Consider the following 26,946-nt stretch of genomic DNA (forward strand, 5'->3'; position numbering starts at 1 on the left):
GTTTGAACTGATGAAGATACAAATTATCAACGGACCAAATTTAAACTTACTTGGCGTGCGCGAAACATCTATTTACGGCAGCGCTAGCTTTGAAGATTACTTAAAGGACTTAAAGGCACAATTCCCGGCAGTACAGATAGACTATTACCAAAGCAATGTGGAGGGCGAACTGATCAACAAACTGCACGAAGTTGGTTTTAGCTACGATGGCATCATCATGAACGCGGGTGCTTATACCCACACGTCCATCGCCATTGCCGATGCCATTGCAGGCATAAAAACCCCTGTTATCGAGGTGCATATATCAAACGTTTATAAGCGCGAGGAGTTTCGTCATCAATCTATGCTGGCCGCCAATTGCAAAGGCGTGATAGTCGGCTTTGGTATGGATTCGTATCGCCTCGGAATAGAATACTTCATAAAACAATAATATTGTAAGCCATGCGTATCCTGTTTAAACTCGTATCCGTTTTCCTGCTTAGCGGTCTGTCATTTGCCGTCGTTCAGGATGTGCAAGCGCAAAAAGTTGATACCCAAAAGGTAGTAAAAACAAAAACAGCGAAGAAAAAAGCAAACAACTCGCTCCGCGATTCACTTCGCAAAAAACAGTTGCAGCGCGACGCGATGATACGTACGTTCAAACATTCGGATGGGGCGCTCAACGATTTGCTCAACAAAATAGAGCTTTACACAAGCTCATACGTCGACATCAATTCCGAGATAAGCACGGGCTTCGATACGCTCGATATGAGCCAGCGCCTACCTGCGATTGAAAAACGCCTGGCCGTGATGAAAACCACCATCGAAAAATCGGGCACTATGGGCTATATCGTCACCATTCGCGACATGATAGACCACCTGACCGAGCAAACGGACCAGTGGCAAGAGCAGATAAATACCTATAACGATGCGCTGGATACCGTGCGCTCGAAAATTTACGCCTTTAATAACGATACTACATTAAAAGTAATACCTACCGACAGCGCGTTGATGGTAAAATGCTTTTTGCAGATACAGGATTTAAAGCAAAAATGGAAGGCGATAGACCTTGCTAACCAAAAAGGCTATATCAGGATTGGGAAATTAGCCGACAGGGTTTCGGCATTGTCCATCTTACTCATCGACCTGGATAACAAAGTCGATTTGAAAATACACCAGTTCGCTTTAAACACGCTGACCAACGAATATGGCTACCTGTGGGACATGAGTGCCAATAAAGGGACTGCAAGGTTAGATTCAGCTATTGTACAAACATCCAAACTTAACGCAAACCTATACAAGTACTTTTTTATCAGCCGGTCAAACTATTGGCCGCATGCAATAGGTATATTACTGCTGATAGTATTTTTTGCATGGATATTCAGCACGAGACGAAGGTTGATGCGTACCAAGGATGAGCATAAAAACATATTCGACCAAATACACTATGTTGTAAAATACCCCTACTTTGCCACATTGGTAGTAGTTTCGGTAGTCGCTCCCTATTTTTACGACCATCCTGCGCAAATATTTGCCCAAACAATGTTGTTCATCATGATGATAGCGTTAGGACCCCTCATCAAAAGCAACTGGCCAAAACCGTTATACAATTTGTGGATAGCCTTACTGCCATTGGCATTGTTGTTCACTATTAGCAACTTGATGATATTTATCACCAATGCCGACAGGTTGTTGGTATTGCTGCTCTCGGCCGTAGCCATATATGTTTCGTTGCGATTGTTAAAACATTTAAAAGGCGCTCCTGAAACTTATCCACCATATTTGGGCCTTTTCGTTAAAATATTCATCGGTTTGCACGCTTTATCCATCATACTAAACGTTTTTGGGCGCTTTAGCCTGGCAAAAATAATCGGGGCAACGGCAACCTTTAATCTGTGCCTCGCAATGGGCCTTTACGTCTTGGTACAAGTACTGATGGAAGGCTTGTTTTTACAACTGGAATCGAACAAAAAACCCGGAAGCCTGGATGTAGTTTCCTTTCTCGATTTCAAGGTGCTGCAAAAAAAATTCAAAGACATCCTGATCAAAATAGCTGGTATACTATGGCTGGTAGCTTTGGCCAAAAACCTTACCATCGACGATTACCTGTTCGACGAAGTCAAGGACCTTTTGACCCAACAGCACACCATTAACACCACACCCTACACCTATGGGCAAATATTGCTGTTTTTCTTCGTCATTTGGTTGTCGGGTCTCATCGCGCAGATTATCAGCTATTTTTACGATTTTTCGGCGCAGCAACAAACTAAACTCACTCCACAGGCCAAAAAAACCCGCTCCTCTATCCTGCTCATCAGGCTGACAATTTTTACAGCAGGCTTTTTTATCGCTATTGTGGCCGCGGGCATACCCATGAGCGAGGTAACTTTGGTTATAGGCGCATTGGGTGTAGGTATTGGGTTTGGTTTGCAAAATATAGTAAACAACCTGGTCTCGGGTTTCATCCTCGCCTTTGAGAAACCGGTGCAAATAGGCGATGTAATAGAAATTGGAGGACGCTCGGGCACTATAAAAGAAATCGGTATCCGCTCCAGCAAAATCAATATTGGCGATGGCTCCGAACTGATCATCCCCAATGGCGAACTGATATCGCAGCAACTGATCAACTGGACTTTGACCGACAATAACCGCCGCATCGAACTTATCATAAAGGTTGAATATGGCACCGACCTGCTAAAAGCGGAAGAAATACTGAAGGACATCATCAACAACCATGATGATGTGATGAAAGCACCGGCGCCATCTGTTTTTGTCCACAATTTCAGTGATACCTCTGTCGATTTCAGGTTGTTTTTCTGGGCCGAAGACATCAATAACTGGCTAAGGCTGAAAAGCAGCGTTTTAAGCAAAATATATTCGGAATTTGCAAAACAAGGCATTGAGATACTTCACGGTACAAGCCCCGTACAGGTATTGATTTCCGATGAGTATAAAACCGGATCGATTAAAAAAGCCGACAAAACCCCGCCTGCTCTGCCCGATAAAAACGGCTGATCATCACATTTTTGGTAGATAAGTACTTATTTGAATATCAACTTACAGATAAGTATCATCTTCTTCTATGACGACGGTTATTTATCCCCCAATAGCGTCCGCTTATATTTGCTTTGTTACAAAAAAAGCATTTAAAAAATTATATTATGGACACTATCAGGCGAATATACTGGCCGGCAATTAACTTAATTGGGCCGGGAGCGGTTAAAGAAATTGGCACCGAAATCAAAAAACTAAACTTCAAAAAAATACTGTTGGTTACCGATAAAGTATTGCGCGCTGTGGGCGTGGTAAACAATGTAACTTCTGTTTTAGATAAAGCCAAAATTGACTATGTAATATTTGACGATGTTGAACCTAACCCTACCTGCAAAAACGTTAACGACGGCTTGGCAATATTTAAAGCAAACAATTGCGATAGCTTGTTATCAGTCGGTGGTGGTTCGCCGCAAGATGCCGCAAAGGCAATCGGTATATTATTTACCAATGGCGGTAACATTGTAAATTATGAGGGTATTGGCAAATCGGCAAAAAAATCAGTACCTATCGTTGCGGTTAATACTACTGCAGGGACAGCATCAGAAGTTACCGTGAACTACGTAATTACAGATGAGGTACGCAAAGTAAAAATGGTAATGGTCGACCCTAACTCATTAGCTACCGTGGCTGTAAACGATCCTGAATTAATGGTGAAAATGCCGGCCGGATTAACCGCTGCCACAGGCATGGACGCATTGACACACGCCATCGAGTCGTATATTTGCAGGGGAGCTTTCAGGCTATCCGAAACATTATCATTAGAAGCTATTAAGCTCATCGGCGAGTCGCTCGAAAAAGCGGTTACTGACGGCACCGATATTGAGGCGCGTTCAAAAATGGCCTGGGCATCATATGTGGCCGGCCTGTCTTTCTCAAATTGTGGTTTGGGCATTGTGCACTCCATGGCGCACCAGCTCGGCTCCGAATACAATTTGCCACATGGCGTAGCCAATTCTATATTACTGCCCTATGTTGAGGAGTTTAACTCGATTGTGTGTGTTGAGAAATTTGCCAAAATAGCAGAGGCACTGGGTATTGATACCAGTGAAATAAGTGAAGAAGAAGCCCGTCGCGAAACGATCACTTACCTGGCAAAAATGGCGGCAAAGCTAAATATCCCTAAACTATCCGAAACTGCGTTCAACATAAAAGACATCGATAAGCTTGCCGCGCAGGCGATGCTTGATGTATGTACCGGCGGTAACCCGCGCGATGTAACTATCGACGATATCAAAACCATCTACAAGCATGCTTATTACGAAATCCTGTTTGCTAAACGCACTTTAGAGCATTCGGGCCTGGCTTACTAAACAGTATTTTCCAACCAATCTACCTAAAAAAGCCATTTTACTTTAGTTAAGTGGTTTTTTTGTTACATAAAGTCTTGGCCGTCCAAATCGGTAAAATGTTTCTTGTGCTTCAAAAAGAACGCGATGATAACGCTCTTTTTGTACATGCCGTGCAGGTTATAGTTCCGCTCGCTCGATTTTACCGTCGTTACGCTTTTATTGAACAGCCTCGCGAAAAAGCTTTGGTGCGCGCGGCTTACCGCCCAGGCATCTTTGCGCTTGCCTTCGCTTAAAAAACGCAGCAAAGCGATAAAGTCAAAGCACAACCTTATGGGGATGATACAGAGCGCCCTCCAAAACGGCAGGTTTTTTTTGAGCAACGTAAGATTATTCCTAAAGTTGAGATAGGTTTTAAAAGGATTTTCCGCGTTCAAAGTGCCGCCGCCAACATGGTACACTTCCGATTCGGCACAGTACATTACTTTCAGTCCCATGTTTTTTAAACGCCAGCACAGGTCAATTTCTTCCATGTGGGCAAAAAAGCGCTCATCAAAACCGCCGCACGCATCCCAATATTTCTTTTTGATGAACAATGCCGCGCCCGACGCCCAAAACACCTCTTTCGATTGGTTGTACTGGCCCCTGTCCTCCTCAATGTCAAAAAATATACGGCCCTGGCAAAACGGATAGCCAAAATGGTCTATAAAGCCCCCTGCCGCCCCTGCATGCTCAAAATGAGTTTTCTCTTTAAACGATTTGATTTTTGGTGCCGCCGCCGCTATCAGTTCGTCGCTTTTCATGAGGTCGATGACGGGCTCAATCCATCCTGGCACCACTTCAATGTCTGAGTTGAGCAGGATGTAATAGTCGGCATCTACATGCTCCAGCACCCGGTTATAGCCTCCGGTAAAGCCATAATTCGCATCGTTTTGCACGATGACGATACCAGGGTATGTTTGCTTTAAAAATTCAACAGAACCATCCGTAGAAGCATTGTCGCCAACAACGATGTTAAAGTTGGGATACGTGGATACCAATACCGACGGTAAAAAATCTTCGAGGTATTTTTTTCCGTTCCAGTTTAATATGACGATGGATACTTTGGGATGGCTCATCTGTTCAGGTCCTCCGGTTTATATTTCCATCGCCTGTGCGACCATAACCAATACGCGGGTTCACGTTTTATCATATCCTCCAGGTGCTTAACATAAAGTTCGGTTATTTCGTTAGGGGCTGTTTGCTTTGGGTTTTCGGCCAGCGGCACAAATGTATATTCATAATAGCCACGTTTCAAATATTTTACATCTCCAAACAAAACAACACTGTCAAACATAATCCCCATTTTTTCGGCACCCATAAAAAATGCTGTAGGCTGGTTTAAAAATCGTGTAAAATATTGTGCCTCGTGTTTAACCGGCGCCTGGTCTGATGCCAAAACAGTGAAAGTCAATTCGTTTTTCAATTCAACCAATTTACGTAAAGTATTGCGCATAGGCACCAGCAAAACACCAAAACGGCCCCGCATTTTCTGATAGTAATTGTCCGATTCCTTGTTATTCAAGGGCTTGTAAACCATTATTTTTTTGTACTGAGGTATCAGGCTGAAACGTAATACACACAATTCCCAATTGCAATAGTGCCCTACAGCTGCAAACATGCTCCTGCCCTCTTTACAATATTTTTCAACCAGCTCCGGGTTGGTTAACGGCATACGGCGCAGTACTTCCTTTTCGGAGATGGTGAGCATTTTTATGGTTTCAACAATCAGATCGGCCATGTATTTGTAGTACCGCTTTTCTATGGTTTTCAGTTCGTTTTCATCCTTTTCGGGAAAAGAGTTACGCAGATTGCTGCTTACGGTTTCGCGCCGGTAGCCTGTAATGTGGTAAAGGATGAGGTATATCAGGTCGGCCAATAAATAAAGCAGCCAAAAGGGCAATAACGATATCAGGTATAAAAAGAAGAAAACTAAACCTGAAAGCCCTTTTTTAATCATTATTTTTGCAAAATAACCAGATCACAAACATAAAAAATATATATGTACCACGAAGGCGCTGTTTTGCCAATGTTTTATTTACCTCCGGTCGCTTATTTTGTAGAGCTGAACACGCACAAGACTAACCTGTTAATTGAAAAAGAAGAACACCTGATAAAACAAACCTACCGCAACCGTGCGCATATTTACTCGCCAGATGGTATGCTGGCCCTAACCGTTCCTGTTGTAAAAGGCTCAAAATTGCATACCAAAATAAAGGATGTGAAGATAAGCTACGATTTTAAATGGCAGCGCCTGCATTGGATGAGCCTGCAAAACTGCTACCGCCGCTCCGCCTACTTTGAGTTTTATGAGGATGATTTTGTTCGCTTTTATACCGAACGTTTCGAATACCTTTTCGACTATAACGAGCAATTGTTGAGGTTAATATTAAAGCTGCTGAAACTTAAACCCGGGTTAACATTTACAGAAACCTACGAAAAGCAATATCCCGAAAGGGCAGATTTAAGGTTAAGCATCACACCAAAAAAGGAAAGCAATTTTAACCAAAAACCATATTTCCAATTATTCGAAGAGCGTCATGGGTTTCTAAAAAACCTGAGCATTGTAGATTTGCTGTTTAACCAGGGGCCGCAGGCGATGACCTACATATAAACCAGCCCCCTCTAAATCTCCCCCGGAAGGGGGAGACTTTCGAAAGCTTTTATTTAAAGCCCTCCTTACCGGGGAGGGTTTGGGTGGGGCTGGCTTATTTAGCAAACTCCGGTTTCAACAAATTTGGCACCGCTTTACGCATCTTCATCACTTTAGGTACCGAAACACTTTGTATGTAGCCGCTTTCGGGGTGTAGGCGGTAATAGCCTTGATGGTAAACTTCGGCAGGATAAAACACTTTGAAAGGCTCAACCTTGGTAACAATGGCAGCACCGTAATGATGGCTCGCGTTCACCTTTTTTATTTCGTCCATCACAATGGCCTTTTCTTCAGGTGTGCGGTAAAATATTTCCGAACGGTAGTCGTCGCCTTCATCGGGGCCCTGGTAGTTTAACTCGGTCGGGTTGTGTGCGTAAAAAAATGCCTCCACTAATTGCTGATAGGTAATTACTTTCGGGTCGTAATAAATCTCAACCGACTCGGCATGTTCCGTGTTTTTCTCACAAACCTGCTCGTAAGTTGGGTTTTTAACTGTACCGCCGCAAAAGCCGGCAACCACCTTGTTCACGCCTTTTAATTCGCTCATGGCCTCGCTCATGGCCCAAAAACAACCTCCCGCAAAGGTGGCTAACTTCTCGCCTTCTTTTGGGGCAGGTAACTTAGCGAACGAATGGTCTTCCGATTGGCCATTAGCGCAACCGCAAAACAATAATACACCCAATAAAAACAAACTTAAATTTTTCATATTCTCTTAATTCTTAGTACAATTTACGTATTTAGACGGGGTGCAGTTGCTAACCTTACAAAACAAATTGTCATTTCGGGCTCCTTTTTACTACGCCCTATTGCGCGTCCAATGGTTTGTCGTTTATTTCGAGTTTTACAACATCGTACATAACGCCGCCGCCAGGCTTTACATTTGGCATTTCAAAGGTAATTTTATTACTACCCGTTTTTAATAAGTCTGCTGCAAACTTAACCTCTAACTTCTGATAATAACCACCCTTTATTGCCGAGCGGTATATACTTGCATCGTTACCAAAATAATACTTACCCAATTTAGCACCGTTTAACAAAACATCATACTGGGCGTTTTTGGTAGCCCCTGCTATGCCAATTGTTAAAACACCTTCGCCCTTGTATTCCTCTTTCACATCAAAAATAATGTTCCAACTACCGGGCTTTGTCTGCGCGTAATACCAATCTTCATCAGGTTTGCTTTTTCCAACGATATAATCCAAATGGGCCGGAACTTTTGTAAAAACATCATAATATCGCTTGTGGTCGCTCAATTTAAAACCATCGGTAAACCTGTCTGCAATTCCTATCTGCCACAATTTTCTGTAATTCTTGGTCGCCCATAAAATATCACCTAAATCGGTTTCTTTATCAACAGTAACGCTGACGTTATTCATAGTAAGATCATCCGTGATGTTGGTACAATAGCTGTACAAGCTGTAATTTCCCGGCCTAACGTTCTTGATTATAAAACTACCATTAGCATTGGCCGTAGTATACCACATATAACCTCGTTGCTGTGCCTGCCAATCCATTCCAGGTGCACCAATAATAACATGGGCATTGGCCGCAGGCTTACCGTCGGCAAACTTTAGTACCCCTTTTATTAAGCCACGCTCCAACGGATACTCCGAATTATTCATCCATTTATATGGCCATTTGCTTATTTCTTCGAGGCATTGTTTCTTTGCATCGGCCCAAACGGTATTCACATCCTTTCCTGAATTGATATAAAGCAGGAACGGCCCACTCAACTTCACCCAATCGCCCGTTATCTTGCTGTCGTCAGGTCTTTTATCCGACAAGAAATGACCATCGTTAAACATACAGATGAGGTATGGCGTGGCATGAACTGTTTGATATTGTTTTGTGGGCCCACCTTGCAAATACTCGTGGCTCGATTGTATAATAAATATACCATAGCCCGACTTTTGCCCGGCCATACCATGTACATGCCTTCCTTCAATATATTCTGCATAGTCGTATTTGGTGTAATAAGTACTATCAGGAAACCGAAATGTCCAATCCTGTACCTGGTTGGTCAGTGATGCCATTTTGGGCATAGGCCCCTGATGGTTGTCGCCTACTAAATGGTAATCAAACAAGTTTTCATCGGCACTTAAACCCCAGCGGGTCTGCCCGTAATCGCCTAATGGGTCTTCTTTTTTATGGCTCTGTATCAAAAAACAATACGGACCGGATATTCCTGAGCGCAACACATAATGCAAATCGTACTGAAAATGATTACTGCCAACATGGTAAAAGCTAAGCTCAACCATATCTGGCGTTTGTTTAACAATGCTAAACGTTGCCGGCCACATAGAAAAGCCCGGGCCTAATAAATATCCGCGGCCTTTGGCTCCAAGCAAACTAACGCCGTTCTTTTTTATCGATATCAGGTCGGCGTTGCTTTTATTCCAGGTCACTTCAACAAGACCGTTAGCAAGGGTTATCCTGTTATCATCCTGCGATACCACAACAGAATCGGCGGCTAACAAACTTGCGGATAAAAGCATTCCCGCCACCAGGGTGATCAAAAATAATTTAAGGCGCATTACACTAAAATTGGTTTTACAATGGGAACATAAACTTACGATAACGACAGGATTAAACTGTTATGATCTGGTATAAAACTATGCAACATTTATGTTAGGTTATTTTGCCTTTCCACGCAGCGGGAACAACAAATAATCCAGACCGTTGATTTTTATTTCGTGTATGGTATGCAGCAACATCCCCAAATTACCCGGAGGGAAACCTTTGGCATACAGCCATTCCAGGTAGTAAACCGGCAGGTCGCATATCATGCGCCCTTTATACTTGCCATAAGGCATAGGGGTTATCATTAGTTTTTTTAGTATTTCGGGGTTCAAGGTAAATGTATATCGTTTCCTTGCAAATATAACAGAGCACAGCAAATTAAGTACTCTTCTATCAAAACAGAATGACATAGCCCGTGTTGTAACCGATATAAACAGAACCAATGAAAACCTTCGAAACCACCCTGACCGGTACAGATGATATGATAGATGGCATAGTGAGCCAACTGCCCGATTCGCCATACCCTGAAACCTACAAATTTGATGCGATAGACAACTCCCTGCACATCATTATTGCTAAAGATATCAATGGTGATTGGATACGCATTGACGGCTCAGAGCCATATCTGTTAGGTTGGGTTGACGAATTGGCGGATAAAATTGCTACCTTACAATCAAAATAAATATCACCATGGATATGCATAATTTGGGTAAGTCGGGCATCACAGTTAGTCCCGTTTGCTTCGGTTGTAATGTTTTTGGCTGGACGATTGATGAAGCCGCATCGTTTAAACTATTGGACGCCCTTACCGATGGCGGTATCAACTTTATCGACACGGCTGATGTGTATAGCACCTGGGCACATAACGGCATGGGCGGACAATCAGAAACCATCATCGGCAAATGGTTGAAACAAAGTGGCAAGCGCGATAAAATAGTTATTGCCACCAAGGTGGGTATGGACATGGGTGGCGAAAAGAAGGGCTTATCGCGCGACTATATCTACCGCGCCGTAGAAGACTCGTTAAAACGCCTGCAAACCGACTATATCGACCTGTACCAATCGCATACTGACGATGCCCATACCCCGATGCGCGAAACATTGGAAACTTACACCGAATTAATAAAAGAAGGGAAAGTGCGGGCCATTGGTGCATCCAACTACACAGGCGCCCGTTTGGCTGAATCGCTTGAAGTAAGCAAGCAGTTTAACCTGGCCGAATATCAAACGCTACAACCTTTATATAACCTGTACGACAGGGAGGTGTTTGAAAAAGACATGCTGCCCGTTTGCCTCGAAAACAATATCGGCGTTATCAACTACTATTCGTTAGCGAGCGGATTTTTAACAGGAAAATACCGCACCGAAGACGATTTAGCCAAAACAAAACGCGCAAGCAATAAAAAATACTTTAACGAGCGCGGCTTTAAAATATTAAAAGCTTTGGATGCGGTATCTGCACAATACGGCGCTAACCCTGCGCAGGTAGCCATGGCCTGGTTGCTTGCGCGCCCGGCAGTTGTATCCCCAATCGCAAGCGCAACAAGCGTAGCGCAGCTACAGGATATGTTTAAAGCAATGGAATTGAAATTGGATAGTAAAGCGTTGACGTTGTTGGATGATGCTTCGGCGTATTAACCCTTCAAAAACTCCCCATACCACTTACCGGATGATTTAATGGTACGTTTTTGCGTTTCAAAATCCACATGGATAATACCGAAACGAGCGTGGTACCCTTCGGCCCATTCAAAGTTGTCCATCAGGCACCAAATAAAGTAACCGGCAACTTTCGCGCCTTCGTTTTTTGCCTTTAGCACCTGTGCCATATGTTGTTGCAGATATTCCAGGCGTTGAGCGTCGTCAACTTCACCATCAATAACCATATCCGGAAAAGCAGCTCCATTTTCGGTGATGATGATTTTTTTTACCTCAGGATAGGCACTGAATTTTTTTATGACCTCGTAAATAGCCGGCGGGTATACTTCCCAACCCATGGCCGTTTCGGCCACTTTGCGTTCTTTCGCTTTTACCAGTTTCGCTCCTATATACGGGACAAAAATAGTTGATTTGACTATTTCGCGCGTGTAATTTTGGATGCCGATGAAATCAAAATCAAACTTCATCAGTTCGGCATCGCCGGGCTTCATAAATTCTTTTATCTCGCTAAACACCTTCACCTCTGTTGGGTAACCCATACCCGACACGGCTTCGATAAAAAGGCGGTTGATAAAGGCATCGGCACGTATTGCAGCATCAACATCGCGTTTGTTTTGCGAGTATGGCTCTATATAAGAGCAAGAAAATGTGGTACCTATTTCGGCATCGGGGCACATTTCTCGTAATATTCGTCCGCCTATACCCATAGCCAGAACCGCATGGTGCACTGCGGGTAAAAAATTACGAATACCTGTACGCCCGGGGGCGTGTATGCCTAAAAAGTAACCGGCACCAACAAACACTGCAGGTTCGTTCATCACCATCCAGTGTTTTACACGATCGCCAAAGTGTTGGGCGCAAATACGCACATAATCGCTAAACCAGTTCAGTATCTCGCGGTTGGTCCAGCCGCCGCGTATTTCCAGTTCGTAAGGCAAATCCCAATGGTAAACTGTTACCCAAGGTTCAATACCTTGTTCGAGGCAAAAATCTATAATACGGTTATAGTAATCAATACCGGCCTTGTTAACCGTGCCCATACCTTTAGGTAAGATGCGCGGCCATGAAATGGAAAACCGATAGTTGGGAATATTTAGTTTTTTGATGAGGAGGATATCCTCGCGGTAACGGTTATAATAGTCGCAGGCTATCTCTGGCGTATCGTTATTGAGTATCTTGCCTTTTTTTGCAGAAAAAACATCCCAAACTGATTCTCCCCTGCCATCAACATCGGCGGAACCTTCTATTTGTTGTGCAGCTACTGAAACGCCCCAGGCAAAATCATCGCCGAAGTGGGCTTTTTTAAGGTTATTATTTTCGATATCAGCACTCATTAACAGTCCGGGCAAATCAATTTTGTGCCTAAACTCTAAATTTTAATTCAATATCAGACAGAAAAAAATTAATAAATTCAGTTCAGTGCATAAATGACGAACGCATGCTCCTCAAAAAGAGCGCTTTTTTGATAGTCCTGATCAGCATGAAGATGTTTAAAGATAATTTCATTGTTGTTGTTTAAATATATAAAATTAACCGTTACTTATTAAGCCAAGATGAAAACAACGTCATTTGTTTGTTAACAAACGATTGGACAGAAAACAGGTATAAATAAACTATTACCGGGAGTAGATGTGCCGGGCACACATCGAAACAATTAGCAAAAAATTAGGGGAAGTACTTTTTGCTTGATAAATATACATTTTACAGGCTGTATTTTTTCAATTTGAGATAAAACGACTTTTAATTGACGTTGGTATGACTGTAATAGCTTTTTAATCGTGTCTGCAATACTTTTAAAATAAAAACATTAAGTTAGTGTACTTAAAATCTACCCGATGAAAAGAATTATTACGACATCACTTTGTATTATATCATTGCTATTTTGTGCCTGCAACGACCATATTTATGCCCCTGCCCTCTACAAAAGCGATATTGCCTACCAGTACAAACCAATGTCGTCCGACTCGGTAAAGAATGCCAATTATGTTTCGGGGGCTATCAGTATAGGCAGTGGTGTAAACCAGCAAGATAATGTATTAATTGGTCATGCAAGCTTTAGCCGTGCAAATACCTTTCAAAATTTCAACGTTGCGTATGGTGGTTATGGCTTTTTTGGAAACTATCAAAACACCTCGATACCAAATTATCAGCCAGGTTATTTTACCAATAAATACCTTTCTGGCATTGGCATCAGGGGCTCGGCTAATGTTTACACACCTTCCGGCCGGACCGACCTGCGACTATTGGGCATCGAGGCTTCCTACAGTAAAGAATTTGGTGCTTATGCGGGCTTTAGAGAATACGCCCAAAGTTTACCGGGCTTTTATACCAACGCCAACACGGGATTGTTAACTGTAGGCCTAACCAGCGAAATTATTTGGCATAATCAAAGAGACCTGAACACACAATATGGGTATAGGTTGTTTATCGGTTCAGTATTTGGAAATCAAAATTTATATAACTCGAACGACCCAAATGGTTTTTATAATACAACTACCGATAATAGGGATTATTGCATATCCGGTGCTTTTTTTCTTCAGAGTTAACCGTGTGCATTTTGTTGCTGAAGTTCAGAATTTCTCTACCCTCACGCTTGGCTTCGGTTACAGGTTGTAATTACTCCGAGTATACGCTCGTAACCCTGTCGCGCAGGTTATAGCCGGATGCCATTACCTCGCCATAAGCGCCTGCGGTACGGATGACAATCAGGTCGCCACGAAACGATTCGGGCAATTCAACATCCTTGCGGAAACAATCCGTGCTTTCGCAGATAGGGCCTACTACATCGTATTTTGTTCGAGTAAAGAGTCCGGAATCAAGAGTCAGGATATTTTTTTCCTCATTCTTGATTCTAGATTCTTGATTCTCGATTCTGCCTGCGGCACTCAAATTTTCAATCTCGTGATAAGCCTGGTACAACATCGGGCGAATCAGTTCGGTCATGCCTGCATCCAATATCAAAAAGTTTTTGTTAATGCCGTTTTTAACATACAGCACGCGCGATATCAGCGAAGCTGATTGCGCCACGAATGCCCTTCCCAGTTCAAAATGCACTTCCTGGTTTGGTTTGATGTCTAAATTGTCATGGAACACTTTGAAGTAGCTTTCAAAATCACCTATAGGATTTTCATCCGGATTGTGATAATCCACACCCAAACCACCACCCAGGTTTAACACTTTAATGGCTAATCCGTTATCTAAAAACCACTGTTGCAACTCGTTTACTTTGATACACAGGTTTTTATAAACTTCCATATCGGTAATTTGCGAACCGATGTGAAAGTGGATACCCAAAAACTCAAGGCTGTCGCACTTTTTTAAAGCATCAACCACCGCCGGCAACTCCCATGTGTTTACCCCAAATTTGTTCTCCTCAAGCCCGGTAGTGATGAAATGGTGCGTGTGCGCGTCAACGTTGGGATTGATGCGTATAGCCACGCTGGCCATTTTGTTTTTGGCTTTCGCCAGATTATTGATAATGCCCAGTTCCTGCACCGATTCCACATTAAAGCAAAATATATCACGGTCTAGCGCCTCGTTTATTTCCTTGTCCGACTTACCTACCCCGGCGAATACTATTTTGCTCTTATCAAAACCATATTGAATGGCCGCCTTCACCTCGCCCCCGCTCACACAATCGGCACCAAAACCATGCGATTGTACCAGCTCCAACACTTTGGGATTAAAATTGGCCTTCATGGCATAATGCACATGAAAGTTATACTTAGCCGAAGCAGCGCTGCAGGACTCCAGGGTTTTACCCAAAAGATTTAGATCGTAATAGTAAAAGGGTGTTTCCAATTGCTGAAAACGTGTAAGGGTATGAATATTGAACATTTATTTGACGTAATATGGACGATAGAAAATGGAAGATATATATATTGATTTTACTGAAGCGGCAAAATTAGGCTTTTAGAAGGTAAAGGGGAAATTAAATTTGGAAACCCCATTAATAGCTTAACGTTACCCGAAAACGCCATTTTACACAACAACCTACTCATTATCAGCAGGCTATTTTTAATATTTCACAAATATTACTTGACATTCTCAAATAAATATTTTACCTTAACTAAAAAAATAGTTTATGAAAAAACATACCTTGCTGTTCGTATTGCCCTGCATGATGGCGGTACAAGGCGCGTTCGCCCAGTCGGATGCGCATTTAAAGCTTTCGGTCGAGCAGCCTGCTCCCGGCTCAACAGTAAATTTCACCTACAACCCGACGGGTTCCCCGCTTGATGGTAAAAAGATCACGGTAGCCGAGGTCCATTACATTGACGGCAAAGATTACCCTGTTGACGATATTAATTTAAAACCTGCAGGGGGCATGCTAAGTGGCAGCATTAACATACCGGCAACCGCAAAGGCTTTTTTTATAAAACTGGCGACAGATGACAATACAATAGATAACAATAACGACAAGGGCTATATGTACCTGCTCTACAAGCGGGGTAAGCCCGTTGAAGGCGCTTATGGGGCCGAAGGTTATACGCTGGGCAGTGGAATGGGCATGGGTTTAGCAAAGATCAAAGGCGATGCCGCTAGTGCCGCCGCGCTTTACAAAAAGGAATTTGAATTGTACCCTGATAATAGTTCGGACGCGGGAATGTATGTTTCGATGCTCATGGCATCGAAAGATGATGCGAATATTGCGCTTGCCAAAACCGAAGTGAACAAACTTGCCGCAAGCGGCGATGAAAAGAACATGATACTTGCCGGAAACTTGTATACCAGGCTTAAAATGCCTTCGGCTTCCGACTCTATAAAAGCCATTATAAAAGCAAAATTCCCCGATGGCGAAATGGTGAAGAATGCGGCAGGCTTAGCATTTAACATGGAAAAAGACCCTGCCAAAAAAGAAGAGCTTTACGATGCTTACATTAAAAAATATCCTGAGAGTAGCGATAAGGGAACCATACAGGATAATTTCAGGGTACAATTAGCTTCGGCTTACCTTGCCAAAGGCGATATGGCAAACTATAACCGCATTGCCGCCCAGGTAAAAAACAAGATCAATCTTGCTCCCGGTTTGAATAACCTGGCCTACGACCAAGCTAAAAAGGGTGAAAAGCTGGATGAAGACGAGGCTATGATTAAACAGGTGCTTACATATACCACAGAGCGAATGAATGGTCCGGCACCTTTTTACACAGCTGAAGCAAACAAAAAGAGAATGCAGGGCACTTACGATGGCTATGCTGACAGCTATGCCTTCATTTTATATAAAGAAGGCAAATTTGCTGAAGGGCTGGCCGTAATGCAAGCGATATTTGATCATGCACCAAAACAAGATGCCGAAGTTACAGGGCATTATGCCATGCTGCTAAAAGCCACCGGTGATACCAAAAAGGCAACTTCGGTAATGGAAGATGCGGTGAAAAATGGTAAATCATCAGAAGAAATGAACGCGGCGCTTAAAGAAATGTATGTTAAAGATAAAGGATCGGACAAGGGGTTTGATGATTACTTCGCAGCGCTTAAAAACACTTCGGACCAGACCTTGAAAGCTAAGCTTGCCAAAGAGATGATTAAACAGCCTGCCCCTGCCTTCGCACTGAAAGACCTTGACGGCAACGAAGTATCTTTAGCATCGTTAAAAGGCAAAATAGTGATCGTTGATTTTTGGGCTACCTGGTGCGGCCCTTGCAAAGCATCGTTCCCTGGCATGCAATTGGCTGTTACCAAATTTAAAGATAACCCCAACGTAAAATTCCTGTTTGTTGATACCTGGGAAAACGGCGATGATTACCTTCCCGGCGTAAAACAGTTTATAGCCGATAATAAATACACTTTCCACGTATTGATGGACGAAAAAAACGCTGATGGCAAACAAGCCAAAGTAGTTACAGCGTTTGATGTACAAGGCATTCCTACCAAATTTATTATCGATGGGCAGGGGAATATTCGCTTTAAACATGTTGGCTTCTCGGGCACAGCCGAAGGTTTGCTCGACGAGGTTTCGGCCATGATCGACATGACATCGAACCCTGATCAAAAGGTGTCGATGAACGTGAAGACAGAAGAGAAGTAAACAGGCTTGATAACTTATATAAAAAAGGGCCGGCATGTTATGCCGACCCCTTTTTTTGCGGCTAAGTTTTGCCGGGCTAATTATTAACCTGGTCAATACAGATCAAACTCCTTCGCTAATAACTCAAACGAACGTATTTTGTCTTCGGGTGCAAAAGTTATTGTTGCAGCCATTATTTCGTCGGCATCGCAATTCTCTGCTAAATCAATTATCTGTTGTTTTACCTGTAGAGGCGTGCCAGCTATCAGTCTGTTACTGTGCTGCTCCATGCGCATGCGATCTTGTATGGTATACGGATAGTCCTTTATTTCATCATAAGGCGGCATACCTGTGCGCACCTCACCTTTTTCCATCTGTAAAAACACATGCAATAACGATCGTTTTAGTTCTTCGGCCTTTTCTTCGGTATCGGCACATAAAACCCATATAGCGATAATTACTTCGGGCTTAGGGAAAATATCTGACGGAACAAAACGAGTGCGGTATGTTGTAATGGCCTCTTTTACGCCATTGGCCGCGATAAATTGGGCAAAAGCTAAGCCCAAGCCCATATCTGCTGCAGTGTAGGCACTGCTACCGCTGGATGTCAGCATCCAGATGGGTGGTTCATCATAAACCACCGGTATAGCCTTTACCGACCCGAACTGCGTTTGCACCTGGTCGTTAAAATACATTTGCAACTCATTAACCTGTTGTATATAATCCTCTTCTTTAAAACGATTGCCTGGATTTAACAGCGACGCCGTTATCCTGTCGCCTCCCGGCGCACGCCCTATGCCAAGGTCAATACGACCGGGAGCCATGGTTTCGAGCAGTCTGAAATTTTCGGCCACCTTAAGCGAGCTATGGTTTGGCAACATGATTCCCCCTGAGCCAAGTCTGATATGCTTAGTAACGGCGGCAAGATAAGCGATGAGAACTTCGGGAGCAGACCCTGCTATGCTTACCAGGTTATGATGCTCCGATACCCAAAAGCGGTGATAGCCCCAACCTTCGGCCTTTTGAACTAATTGGATGGTATGCTTGATGGAATCAATAGCCAATCCGCCCTTGCTGATGGTTGACTGATCAAGTATACTGAGCTTAATATTTTTCATGAAAACGTAGCACTATTAAACACAGCAAATTGAATGATCTAGAACCAATAAAAAGTAATGGCTGTATCATAAAACCTATGGGATGATACATAATGACACAAATTTACTAAAACAGAAAAGGGTAACAGCCCTGTTGGCCATTACCCTTTTGTTTCATCCAGATTTACAATCAATCAGATCAGGTAATTAACAAGTCCCGCGATACCGATAACCAGTACCGCAAAGCCCTGAATTTTTTGTTCGAATGTTAGATTTAATTTCATGCTATAGTTAATTAGGATAAACAAAGTTACACAAAAACAAGAGGTCATCCATACAAAAAAATATTTTTATTAATTTTTAAGCAATATTTACTTTACATTGAATACAATTGAATTTGATGTTTTATTCATTAAAATATTAATAAAAAGAACAATGCTTTGTATATTGTTGTTATACAAAATACCAGCACAAATCCGTGAAAAATGCACATATTCTTTACAAATTATCATTAAGGCAAGCTGCCCAGAGTTGCGATGATGCGATTTATTTTATTGCGCTTGCTACTACGGCTAAGTTTGTTAACAACATATTTTTAGGTAACAATTAATTTATATATGAATATATTTTCAGTTAACCCGGTAAACGGAGAGGTTATTAAAAAGTACCAACTGGACAGCAATAAAGCAGTCTTCAAAAAAATAGAAGAAACCCACGCGGCATGGCTCAAATGGAAACAAACCACTTTTGTCCAACGTGCCGCGCTGTTAAACCAAATGGCCCTGGTTTTGGATAGCCAAAAAGCCGAACTGGCAAAACTGATGGCATTGGAAATGGGCAAACCTATAAAGCAAGGCATAACCGAAATTGAAAAGTGTGCATCGGTGTGCACTTATTACGCGCAAAACGCTGAAAGTTTTTTGAAAGACCAGACCGTTAAAACTGAAGCTGCAAAAAGCTACGTTACGTTTCAACCGATTGGCGTGGTGTTGGCTGTTATGCCCTGGAACTTCCCTTTTTGGCAGGTGTTCCGCTTTTTGGCGCCTGCGTTAGCGGCAGGTAACTGCGGAGTACTCAAACACGCCTCAAACGTTCCCGGCTGCGCTTTGGCTATAGAAGATATAGTTAAACAAGCCGGTTTCCCGGATAATGTTTTTCAAACCCTGCTCATTAGTAGTGCACAGGTAAACAAAGTAATTGAAAACCCGCTGATAAAAGCCGTAACCTTAACGGGAAGCACCAAAGCCGGTATACAGGTAGCCCAAAAGGCAGGGGCGTTGCTAAAAAAAACGTTGTTGGAATTGGGCGGCAGCGACGCCTACATCATAATGGAAGATGCCGACCTGGAACATGCCGCCGAAACTTGTGTAAACAGCCGCCTCATCAACAACGGGCAAAGTTGTATAGCGGCAAAACGGTTTATCGTTGTTAAAACCGTTGAAAAAGAATTCACCCGGCTGTTCCTCGAAAAAATGAAAGCCAAAACCATGGGCGACCCTTTAACGGATGGAACGAATGTTGGCCCACAAGCCCGTGTTGACTTGCGCGATGAATTGCACAAACAAGTTAAAAAGTCAGTTAGGATGGGAGCAAAATGTATTCTGGGTGGTGTGGTACCCAAAGATAAAAGTGCCTTTTACCCGCCAACCATCCTAACCAAAGTTAAAAAAGGGATGCCTGCTTATCATGAAGAACTGTTTGGACCCGTAGCTGCCATCATAAAGGCCCGTGATGAAGCCGAGGCCATAACTATTGCGAACGATAGTATATTTGGCTTGGGTGGCGCCATATTCACGCAAAATAAAGTGAAAGGCAGGTTTATTGCTGCCAAGTTAATGGAGGCAGGTTCGTGCTTTGTTAATACGATGGTAAAGTCGGACCCGAGACTGCCTTTTGGCGGTATCAAACAATCGGGTTACGGGAGGGAGCTCGGTATGTTTGGAATACACGAGTTTGTGAATATAAAAACGGTGTATATTGCTTAACATTAGTTTATTGCTAATTTAAAATCGTATATTTAGCATATCTGATTTATCGTACTAAAAAATGAAAAAGGCCGCTATCATCATCTTCATTAAAAACCCCGACCTTGGCCGGGTGAAAAAACGATTGGCCCAAACTGTTGGTGATGAGGCGGCACTCGAAGTATATAAACAAATGCTCGACCATACTTTGCTCATCACAAAATCATTAAGCGTCGATAAGTTTTTGTATTACGACAGGGAAGCTGTTACCAATGATAACTGGCCTGATGACCAGTACAAAAAAAACCTGCAATCGGGGCCTACCATGTCGGCCAGGATAACCAATGCTTTTAAAGAAGTATTTGATGCGGGTTATGAGCATGTGGCCATTATTGGCAGCGACTGCTTTGACCTGGAAGAGCGCATCATCCGTCTGGCCTTCCGCCAATTGGACCATTTCGATGCTGTACTCGGCCCAACAAAAGATGGCGGCTCTTACCTGTTTGGTCTCACCAATTACCAATCTGATGTGTTTAATGTCGGCGGTTGGGGAACACCCACTTTATCCCGGGAATTACAAAAAGCTATACAACGATCAAAAAAAAGTTGCTTTTTGTTATCAGAATTGCCCAGCATAACTACAGTTGAAGATTTGACCGATGATTTAAAGAGTTTAGTTAAGTGATTATTGCAAGTATTTGATTAGCAATATATATTAACTTAAAGTTTAATCAGATATATACCGTTATCGCCTTTCTTGTTTGCTAATAATTGTGGCCACTAGGACGCGAAATCGCTAAATTCCACTTGCGCTCATGTACACCTTCCGTCTTCCACATCCCATCTTCCCTCCTATTCTATTTACCTTATACTGACCATCCCCCTACCCTTTTGCTATTTTAAATACCTACTTTTGCGCTTTGAAACAATGAGCAAGCACGGTAGAATTTTGGTAGCCATGAGTGGCGGGGTTGATAGTTCGGTTGCGGCAGTGATGCTGCACGAGCAGGGCTATGAGGTAATTGGCTTGACCATGAAAACCTGGGACTACGCCTCATCGGGCACCAACACCAAAGAGACCGGATGCTGCAGTTTGGATAGCATTAACGATGCACGGGCTTTGGCTGTTGGCTATGGTTTCCCGCATTATATACTCGACATCCGCAGCGAGTTTGGTGATTTTGTGATAGACAATTTTGTTGACGAATACCTTGCGGGGCGCACCCCTAACCCATGTGTGTTGTGCAATACCCACATCAAATGGGAAGCTTTGTTGAAACGGGCAGATAAGCTTGACTGCGAGTTTATTGCCACCGGGCATTATGCCAACATCCGCCAGCATGATAATGGCCGATACGTCGTATCAAAGGGTTTGGATGAAAACAAGGACCAGAGTTATGTGCTTTGGGGCGTATCACAACAGAACCTGGCGCGTACCCGGTTCCCGCTGGGTAGTTTCGCCAAGGCGGAAATAAGACAAATGGCCAAAGATATGGGTCAGTTGGAATTGGCCAACAAAAGCGAAAGCTACGAGATCTGTTTTGTGCCTGATAATGATTATCGCTCCTTCTTACGTCATAAAGTAGCCGATTTGGAAGAACGCGTTGCCGGTGGCAATTATGTTTTAACTGATGGCACGGTTGTTGGAAAACATCAGGGATATCCGTTTTATACCATTGGCCAGCGCAAGGGTTTAGGCATTGCATTAGGCGAACCGATGTTTGTAACCCAAATATTGCCCGAAAGCAATACCGTAGTACTGGGCCGTGCCGAAGATTTGGAACGGGGCGAGGCATGGGTAAGGAACCTAAACCTGGTGAAATACGAAACCATTACCGAACCTATTGAGGCTACTACCAAAATACGCTATAAGGACGCCGGTATGTTAAGCAATATTGTGCAGGTTGGAGAGCATATGAAAGTCGACTTTCACCACAAGGTATCGGGTATAGCACCCGGCCAATCGGCTGTTTTTTACGAAGGCAATGACTTGTTAGGCGGCGGTTTTTTAATCTGATAACAACTCCGATTGTTGCTGTTATTGTTGAAAATTTGCACCTTGTTTGCAAAAATTTGCAATAACTAAAGTTTGCGTTTCATTTTCTTTATGCTTTATTTGCAAAAAAACTTGATAAATGGCTAAAAATTTACTCATTGTAGAGTCTCCGGCGAAAGCCAAAACCATTGAAGGTTATCTTGGAAAAGATTTTACCGTTAAATCGAGTTACGGCCATATCCGCGATTTGGTCAAGTCGGAAGACGCCATTGATATCAAAAATAATTTCGAACAGAAATACGAGGTACCTGCCGATAAAAAGCAGGTAGTAAGCGAGTTAAAAAAATTAGCTAAAGAAGCCGAAATGGTTTGGCTCGCATCGGACGAGGACCGCGAGGGAGAAGCTATATCGTGGCATTTGTTTGATACCCTGGGTTTAAAAGATGCGACTACAAAACGCATTGTTTTTCACGAGATAACAAAGGGTGCCATTGAGAAAGCTATCCAAAACCCACGAAAAATAGATTATAACCTGGTGAACGCTCAACAGGCCCGCCGGGTATTAGACAGGTTAGTAGGTTTTGAACTATCCCCTGTTTTGTGGAAAAAGGTTAAGCCATCGCTTTCAGCTGGTCGTGTACAATCGGTAGCGGTAAGATTGATTGTTGACCGTGAGCGTGAAGTCAATAAATTTAATTCGGAAGCTGCTTTCCGTATCGTCGCTATTTTTGGTAAGGGTAAAGAAGCCTTTAAAGCTGAGTTGCCCGAGCGTTTTAGCAAGCAAGAAGATGCTGAAAAGTTTTTGACGGATTGTATCAACGCTGCTTTCGCTATAAAAAGTCTGGAAACAAAGCCGGCAAAGCGTAGCCCTGCCGCACCGTTTACCACATCTACTTTGCAACAGGAAGCCAGTCGCAAGCTGGGTTTTTCGGTATCGCGTACCATGTCGGTAGCGCAAAAGCTGTATGAGTATGGTAAGATCACCTACATGCGTACTGATTCGGTAAATCTGTCGGACACGGCGTTGAACGCCGCCGAAAAACAGATTGTATCGGCCTACGGCGAAAAATACCATCAGTTACGCAAGTATAAAACCAAATCGGCAGGGGCGCAGGAAGCGCACGAAGCCATCAGGCCAACTTTTTTTGAAAACCACACTACAGACGGCGACCCGTCGGAACGTCGTTTATACGAGCTGATATGGAAGCGTGCGATAGCATCGCAGATGAGTGAGGCACAGTTTGAAAAAACTACCGCCAAAATTGACATTTCGACACGCAGCGAAGATCTGGTTGCCAACGGCGAGGTGATGAAGTTTGACGGCTTTTTGAAGGTTTACCTCGAATCATCGGACGATGAAGAAGAATTATCGGAAGATGGCGACAATGCCATGTTACCGCCATTAGTCCAAGGTCAGTTATTGACTCTGCGCGATATGACCGCTACCGAACGCTTTTCGCGGCCGGCTGCGCGCTATACAGAAGCGAGTTTAGTGAAGAAATTGGAAGAATTGGGTATAGGCCGACCATCTACTTACGCTCCTACCATCTCCACCATTCAAAACCGTGGTTATGTGGTTAAAGAAGACCGCGATGGCAAACCGCGTAACTATCGGGTGATGACATTGGCAAACGGCCACATCAGCAAAGAAGAAAAAACGGAGAATACCGGTGTTGAACGCGCCAAGTTATTCCCAACGGATATTGGCGCCGTGGTGAACGACTTTTTGGTTCAACATTTTAAAGGCATCGTCGATTTTAACTTCACCGCTAAGGTTGAAAAACAATTTGATGAGATAGCCCAGGGATTGACCGATTGGACAGATATGATCCGTTCGTTCTACACCCCATTTCATATTGAAGTGGAGAGCACCAAGGAGACTGCAGAACGTGCAACCGGCGAGCGCGATTTGGGTATCGACCCGGTAAGCGGCAAAAAAGTATCAGTGCGTATTGGCCGTTACGGCCCTTTTGTGCAAATCGGCGAAAGCGAAAGCAAGGAAGAAGGCGGCAATACCGTAAAACCGGCATACGCCAGTTTACGCGCAGGGCAAATGATAGAAAGCATTACGCTTGAAGAAGCTATGGACCTGTTCAGGCTACCTAAAAAAGTTGGTTTTTATGAGGATAAGGACATGACAGTTGCCATCGGCAAATTTGGCCCGTATATACGCCATAACAGCGCCTTTTATTCGCTGCCAAAAGAACTTGACCCGCACGATGTTACTGAAGCGCAGGCCATAGAAATTATCGAAGCGAAACGTAAGCGCGATGCGGAAAGGCTCATCAAAACCTTTGATGAAGACCCGGATGTGAAGATATTGAACGGCCGCTGGGGGCCATACATTGAATTTGGCAAACTGAACCTTAAAATACCTAAGGACAAAGACCCTAACACCTTGACCTTTGAAGAATGTAAGGCTTTAGCCGATATAGCCGAAAAGGAACCTAAGAAACCGGGACGCTTTGGCGCCAAAAAGGCAGCACCTGTTAAAGCAAAGACACCGGCTAAAAAGAAACCGGCAGCAAAAGCTGCTAAAAAGAAGTAAAACCGCGCCCTGCGCTTTGCCGAGGACATGAAAAAAGACCTTCCCCAAAATATAGTACAGGATATAGCTATTGCCGTAGCCTTAGAGCGTGAGGATATCGAACTCAAGATATGGTATGTTTATCTCATCAACCTCAAAAAGGTGGCGATAGAAAATGTACTTATCACGTCGCGCGGGTATGGCGAAAAGAACGGCGAAAAGGTAAAAACTTCGACATTGCGCCACATGTTCCCGAAAGTTGAAAGCGGAAAATCTGTTTTGGTTGAACCTATTGACGAGCAGACCTTCGGCCTTGCCAATGAGTATTGGCTGAGCTACTATATAGACGGGAATATTTACGATAAGAAATTCATCTTTTTGCCCGAAAGCATTATCGATTCGAACTTTATTAAGCTACCTGTTTTAAACAAACCGGGTGTAATGATATTGTAAAAAAGGCCGTACCTATCCACCCAAGGACAAATATCCAAACTCAATGAGGCTCAGTGTTTTGTTAACCAAAGCGCTTTAGGATGCTGTAACAGCAACTTGCCCCAACTGTGAAATATCGGCATGATGATTTTCATATCTTAAAAGCAGCAATTTAAATGCCATCTATCTGTTTTAACGGAACATAAACCCGAAAAGTTGTATAAAACGACGATTTAGTTAGGTTTTTATGTTGATGACAAAATTTTATTTTATTTTTAACCATGCTTGAACAGATAGACCTGCAAAATGTTCTGATTTTAGACATCGAGACTGTCCCGCAATACGCACACTTTGACGAAGTGCCCGATGCGATGCAAAAACTGTGGGCAGCCAAAACCCAATATCAGCGCAAAGACGAAACGCCTGAGGAATTTTATGAACGCGCCGGCATTTGGGCCGAGTTTGGTAAAATAATTTGTATATCGGTAGGCATATTTACGCCGGGGCCGCCTGTTGGTTTACGGGTTAAATCATTCGCCGACCATGATGAGGCCGTTTTATTAAAGCAGTTTTGCATGATGCTAAAAAAGCAGCCAAAAACCTTAATGCTTTGCGCCCATAACGGGAAAGAGTTTGACTTTCCTTATTTGTGCCGACGGATGATCATCAATGGTATATCGATACCGTCACAACTGGATATGGCCGGTAAAAAGCCATGGGAAATTGTGCACCTGGATACCATGGAATTATGGAAGTTTGGCGATTACAAAAGCTACACCTCATTGAGCCTGTTGACCGAAATATTTAATATCCCCACCCCGAAAGATGATATTGACGGCAGCCAGGTTGGCCATGTTTACTGGCAGGAAAACGCATTGGAACGTATTGCTACCTATTGCCAAAAAGATGTGATTGCTACCGCGCAATTACTGCGGCGTTATCGTTTTGAAGAGCTAATTGACGAGATGGATATTGTATATGTGTAAACTTTCAACAAATTATAATGCTGACGTCGACTTACTCACTGTATGGATATCGGGGTTTGGAAAATCCTTTTCTATCAAACCATCGCGCATACGGACGATGCGGTGGGCATGCAGGGCAATATCCTCTTCATGCGTTACTAAGATAATGGTATTGCCTTTGGCATGAATTTCTTCCAGCAGGCCCATAATTTCGACAGATGTTTTAGTGTCGAGGTTACCCGTAGGCTCATCGGCTAAAATGATGGATGGGTTATTGATAAGCGCCCTGGCTACGGCCACACGCTGGCGCTGCCCGCCCGAAAGCTCATTGGGTTTGTGCTCCACACGGTTGCCCAAGCCTACGTTCTCTAAAGCTTTGCGCGCACGGTCAACACGCACTTGTTTTTTTACGCCTGCATAAACCAGCGGAAGACCCACATTGTCTAACGCGGTGTTACGTGGCAGTAAGTTAAACGTTTGGAAAACGAAGCCTATTTCTTTGTTGCGCACTTCGGCCAACTGGTTGTCGCTCATGCGGCTTACGTCAATGCCATTCAAGATATAAACACCTTTGGTTGGGGTATCCAAACAGCCCAAAATATTCATCAAGGTTGATTTGCCTGAACCTGAAGGACCCATTAAAGCAACAAACTCGCCCTTGTTAATGGTGAGCGATACCGATTTTAAGGCATGAATAATTTCGGCACCGATAACATATTTGCGACCTATATCTTTAATGGTAATTAATGGCTCCATCCGTTTTTGTTT

The 26,946-nt window shown here is 43.3% G+C and carries 23 protein-coding genes; 14 read left to right on the forward strand and 9 right to left on the reverse strand.

Annotated elements, in window-relative coordinates:
* Positions 1-10 precede the first annotated feature (10 nt).
* The 3 genes from aroQ (at position 11) to QZX97_RS12550 (ending at position 4,343) form a co-directional block, all read left to right on the forward strand.
* On the forward strand, positions 11-430 hold the full coding sequence (gene aroQ, locus QZX97_RS12540; protein ID WP_295650374.1) for a type II 3-dehydroquinate dehydratase: 420 nt from the start codon (positions 11-13) through the stop codon (positions 428-430).
* Between the two features lie 11 nt (positions 431-441).
* Positions 442-2,994, forward strand: a complete 2,553-nt coding sequence (locus QZX97_RS12545) for a mechanosensitive ion channel domain-containing protein (protein ID WP_295664688.1) — start codon at positions 442-444, stop codon at positions 2,992-2,994.
* Between the two features lie 146 nt (positions 2,995-3,140).
* Positions 3,141-4,343 (forward strand): iron-containing alcohol dehydrogenase, encoded by a 1,203-nt coding sequence (locus QZX97_RS12550; RefSeq protein WP_295650369.1) that lies wholly within the window; start codon positions 3,141-3,143, stop codon positions 4,341-4,343.
* A gap of 62 nt (positions 4,344-4,405) precedes the next feature.
* Here QZX97_RS12550 and QZX97_RS12555 read toward each other — a convergent pair whose 3' ends face one another.
* A complete protein-coding gene (locus QZX97_RS12555; protein ID WP_295650367.1) occupies positions 4,406-5,437 on the reverse strand; it encodes a glycosyltransferase family 2 protein in 1,032 nt (343 codons plus the stop codon).
* Positions 5,434-6,318 (reverse strand): lysophospholipid acyltransferase family protein, encoded by an 885-nt coding sequence (locus tag QZX97_RS12560; RefSeq protein WP_295650364.1) that lies wholly within the window; start codon positions 6,316-6,318, stop codon positions 5,434-5,436. Before QZX97_RS12560 ends, QZX97_RS12555 begins: the two co-directional genes overlap by 4 nt.
* 42 nt (positions 6,319-6,360) lie before the next feature.
* On the opposite strand from QZX97_RS12560, the gene QZX97_RS12565 reads away from it, so the two are divergent.
* Positions 6,361-6,972, forward strand: coding sequence for a WbqC family protein (locus tag QZX97_RS12565; protein WP_295650362.1), 612 nt, complete (start codon positions 6,361-6,363; stop codon positions 6,970-6,972).
* 94 nt (positions 6,973-7,066) lie between these two features.
* Here the strand turns inward: QZX97_RS12565 and msrA are convergent, their stop codons facing one another.
* The 3 genes from msrA to QZX97_RS12580 all read right to left on the reverse strand — a co-directional run bounded on the left by msrA (position 7,067) and on the right by QZX97_RS12580 (position 9,863).
* Positions 7,067-7,717 (reverse strand): peptide-methionine (S)-S-oxide reductase MsrA, encoded by a 651-nt coding sequence (msrA, locus tag QZX97_RS12570; protein ID WP_295650359.1) that lies wholly within the window; start codon positions 7,715-7,717, stop codon positions 7,067-7,069.
* Positions 7,718-7,814: 97 nt separating this feature from the next.
* The gene (locus tag QZX97_RS12575) at positions 7,815-9,545 is read right to left on the reverse strand and encodes a polysaccharide lyase family protein (protein WP_295650357.1); all 1,731 of its coding nucleotides are present in this window, start codon (positions 9,543-9,545) and stop codon (positions 7,815-7,817) included.
* Positions 9,546-9,644: 99 nt separating this feature from the next.
* The gene (locus QZX97_RS12580; RefSeq protein ID WP_295650356.1) at positions 9,645-9,863 is read right to left on the reverse strand and encodes a DUF3820 family protein; all 219 of its coding nucleotides are present in this window, start codon (positions 9,861-9,863) and stop codon (positions 9,645-9,647) included.
* A 110-nt stretch (positions 9,864-9,973) separates the two neighbouring features.
* Here QZX97_RS12580 and QZX97_RS12585 point away from each other — a divergent pair, with 110 nt between their 5' ends.
* Together QZX97_RS12585 and QZX97_RS12590 are read left to right on the forward strand one after the other, a co-directional pair.
* Positions 9,974-10,213, forward strand: coding sequence for a hypothetical protein (locus tag QZX97_RS12585; RefSeq protein WP_295650353.1), 240 nt, complete (start codon positions 9,974-9,976; stop codon positions 10,211-10,213).
* 8 nt (positions 10,214-10,221) lie between these two features.
* A complete protein-coding gene (locus tag QZX97_RS12590; protein WP_295650351.1) occupies positions 10,222-11,169 on the forward strand; it encodes an aldo/keto reductase in 948 nt (315 codons plus the stop codon).
* Here the strand turns inward: QZX97_RS12590 and QZX97_RS12595 are convergent.
* A complete protein-coding gene (locus QZX97_RS12595) occupies positions 11,166-12,521 on the reverse strand; it encodes a GH1 family beta-glucosidase (protein WP_295650348.1) in 1,356 nt (451 codons plus the stop codon). The genes QZX97_RS12590 and QZX97_RS12595 overlap by 4 nt on opposite strands.
* A gap of 501 nt (positions 12,522-13,022) precedes the next feature.
* Here QZX97_RS12595 and QZX97_RS12600 point away from each other — a divergent pair.
* Positions 13,023-13,733: a hypothetical protein gene (locus QZX97_RS12600; protein WP_295650346.1), complete on the forward strand. Its 711-nt coding sequence runs from the start codon at positions 13,023-13,025 to the stop codon at positions 13,731-13,733.
* Between the two features lie 70 nt (positions 13,734-13,803).
* On the opposite strand, the gene lysA is transcribed toward QZX97_RS12600, so the two are convergent.
* Positions 13,804-15,024: a diaminopimelate decarboxylase gene (gene lysA / locus QZX97_RS12605; RefSeq protein ID WP_295650343.1), complete on the reverse strand. Its 1,221-nt coding sequence runs from the start codon at positions 15,022-15,024 to the stop codon at positions 13,804-13,806.
* A gap of 247 nt (positions 15,025-15,271) precedes the next feature.
* On the opposite strand from lysA, the gene QZX97_RS12610 reads away from it, so the two are divergent.
* A complete protein-coding gene (locus QZX97_RS12610) occupies positions 15,272-17,218 on the forward strand; it encodes a redoxin domain-containing protein (RefSeq protein ID WP_295650340.1) in 1,947 nt (648 codons plus the stop codon).
* Between the two features lie 92 nt (positions 17,219-17,310).
* Here the strand turns inward: QZX97_RS12610 and QZX97_RS12615 are convergent, their stop codons facing one another.
* Complete coding sequence (locus QZX97_RS12615; RefSeq protein ID WP_295650338.1) at positions 17,311-18,315, reverse strand: LLM class flavin-dependent oxidoreductase; 1,005 nt, start codon at positions 18,313-18,315, stop codon at positions 17,311-17,313.
* Between the two features lie 596 nt (positions 18,316-18,911).
* Here QZX97_RS12615 and QZX97_RS12620 point away from each other — a divergent pair.
* The 6 genes from QZX97_RS12620 to QZX97_RS12645 all read left to right on the forward strand — a co-directional run bounded on the left by QZX97_RS12620 (position 18,912) and on the right by QZX97_RS12645 (position 26,199).
* Entirely contained in the window at positions 18,912-20,279 is a 1,368-nt protein-coding gene (locus QZX97_RS12620) for an NAD-dependent succinate-semialdehyde dehydrogenase (RefSeq protein ID WP_295650335.1), read from the forward strand.
* 61 nt (positions 20,280-20,340) lie between these two features.
* Positions 20,341-20,943, forward strand: a complete 603-nt coding sequence (locus tag QZX97_RS12625; protein ID WP_295650333.1) for a TIGR04282 family arsenosugar biosynthesis glycosyltransferase — start codon at positions 20,341-20,343, stop codon at positions 20,941-20,943.
* A 243-nt stretch (positions 20,944-21,186) separates the two neighbouring features.
* Positions 21,187-22,275: a tRNA 2-thiouridine(34) synthase MnmA gene (gene mnmA / locus QZX97_RS12630; protein ID WP_295650331.1), complete on the forward strand. Its 1,089-nt coding sequence runs from the start codon at positions 21,187-21,189 to the stop codon at positions 22,273-22,275.
* 118 nt (positions 22,276-22,393) lie between these two features.
* Positions 22,394-24,802, forward strand: a complete 2,409-nt coding sequence (topA, locus tag QZX97_RS12635; protein WP_295650328.1) for a type I DNA topoisomerase — start codon at positions 22,394-22,396, stop codon at positions 24,800-24,802.
* A gap of 27 nt (positions 24,803-24,829) precedes the next feature.
* A complete protein-coding gene (locus tag QZX97_RS12640; protein ID WP_295650324.1) occupies positions 24,830-25,234 on the forward strand; it encodes a hypothetical protein in 405 nt (134 codons plus the stop codon).
* 260 nt (positions 25,235-25,494) lie between these two features.
* Positions 25,495-26,199: a 3'-5' exonuclease gene (locus QZX97_RS12645; protein ID WP_295650321.1), complete on the forward strand. Its 705-nt coding sequence runs from the start codon at positions 25,495-25,497 to the stop codon at positions 26,197-26,199.
* Positions 26,200-26,211: 12 nt separating this feature from the next.
* On the opposite strand, the gene QZX97_RS12650 is transcribed toward QZX97_RS12645, so the two are convergent.
* Entirely contained in the window at positions 26,212-26,934 is a 723-nt protein-coding gene (locus tag QZX97_RS12650; RefSeq protein ID WP_295650319.1) for an ABC transporter ATP-binding protein, read from the reverse strand.
* Positions 26,935-26,946 lie beyond the last annotated feature (12 nt).

It is taken from the genome of uncultured Mucilaginibacter sp., assembly GCF_903893715.1.
In the GTDB taxonomy this organism is placed as follows: domain Bacteria; phylum Bacteroidota; class Bacteroidia; order Sphingobacteriales; family Sphingobacteriaceae; genus Mucilaginibacter.

Excerpts from the sequence above, each read along its gene's own strand:
- aroQ (WP_295650374.1), top strand. The coding sequence starts at position 11 with ATGAAGATACAAATTATCAACGGACCAAATTTAAACTTACTTGGCGTG.
- QZX97_RS12545 (WP_295664688.1), top strand. The coding sequence starts at position 442 with ATGCGTATCCTGTTTAAACTCGTATCCGTTTTCCTGCTTAGCGGTCTG.
- QZX97_RS12550 (WP_295650369.1), top strand. The coding sequence starts at position 3,141 with ATGGACACTATCAGGCGAATATACTGGCCGGCAATTAACTTAATTGGG.
- QZX97_RS12555 (WP_295650367.1), bottom strand. The coding sequence starts at position 5,437 with ATGAGCCATCCCAAAGTATCCATCGTCATATTAAACTGGAACGGAAAA.
- QZX97_RS12560 (WP_295650364.1), bottom strand. The coding sequence starts at position 6,318 with ATGATTAAAAAAGGGCTTTCAGGTTTAGTTTTCTTCTTTTTATACCTG.
- QZX97_RS12565 (WP_295650362.1), top strand. The coding sequence starts at position 6,361 with ATGTACCACGAAGGCGCTGTTTTGCCAATGTTTTATTTACCTCCGGTC.
- msrA (WP_295650359.1), bottom strand. The coding sequence starts at position 7,717 with ATGAAAAATTTAAGTTTGTTTTTATTGGGTGTATTATTGTTTTGCGGT.
- QZX97_RS12575 (WP_295650357.1), bottom strand. The coding sequence starts at position 9,545 with ATGCGCCTTAAATTATTTTTGATCACCCTGGTGGCGGGAATGCTTTTA.
- QZX97_RS12585 (WP_295650353.1), top strand. The coding sequence starts at position 9,974 with ATGAAAACCTTCGAAACCACCCTGACCGGTACAGATGATATGATAGAT.
- QZX97_RS12590 (WP_295650351.1), top strand. The coding sequence starts at position 10,222 with ATGGATATGCATAATTTGGGTAAGTCGGGCATCACAGTTAGTCCCGTT.
- QZX97_RS12595 (WP_295650348.1), bottom strand. The coding sequence starts at position 12,521 with ATGAGTGCTGATATCGAAAATAATAACCTTAAAAAAGCCCACTTCGGC.
- QZX97_RS12600 (WP_295650346.1), top strand. The coding sequence starts at position 13,023 with ATGAAAAGAATTATTACGACATCACTTTGTATTATATCATTGCTATTT.
- lysA (WP_295650343.1), bottom strand. The coding sequence starts at position 15,024 with ATGTTCAATATTCATACCCTTACACGTTTTCAGCAATTGGAAACACCC.
- QZX97_RS12610 (WP_295650340.1), top strand. The coding sequence starts at position 15,272 with ATGAAAAAACATACCTTGCTGTTCGTATTGCCCTGCATGATGGCGGTA.
- QZX97_RS12615 (WP_295650338.1), bottom strand. The coding sequence starts at position 18,315 with ATGAAAAATATTAAGCTCAGTATACTTGATCAGTCAACCATCAGCAAG.
- QZX97_RS12620 (WP_295650335.1), top strand. The coding sequence starts at position 18,912 with ATGAATATATTTTCAGTTAACCCGGTAAACGGAGAGGTTATTAAAAAG.
- QZX97_RS12625 (WP_295650333.1), top strand. The coding sequence starts at position 20,341 with ATGAAAAAGGCCGCTATCATCATCTTCATTAAAAACCCCGACCTTGGC.
- mnmA (WP_295650331.1), top strand. The coding sequence starts at position 21,187 with ATGAGCAAGCACGGTAGAATTTTGGTAGCCATGAGTGGCGGGGTTGAT.
- topA (WP_295650328.1), top strand. The coding sequence starts at position 22,394 with ATGGCTAAAAATTTACTCATTGTAGAGTCTCCGGCGAAAGCCAAAACC.
- QZX97_RS12640 (WP_295650324.1), top strand. The coding sequence starts at position 24,830 with ATGAAAAAAGACCTTCCCCAAAATATAGTACAGGATATAGCTATTGCC.
- QZX97_RS12645 (WP_295650321.1), top strand. The coding sequence starts at position 25,495 with ATGCTTGAACAGATAGACCTGCAAAATGTTCTGATTTTAGACATCGAG.
- QZX97_RS12650 (WP_295650319.1), bottom strand. The coding sequence starts at position 26,934 with ATGGAGCCATTAATTACCATTAAAGATATAGGTCGCAAATATGTTATC.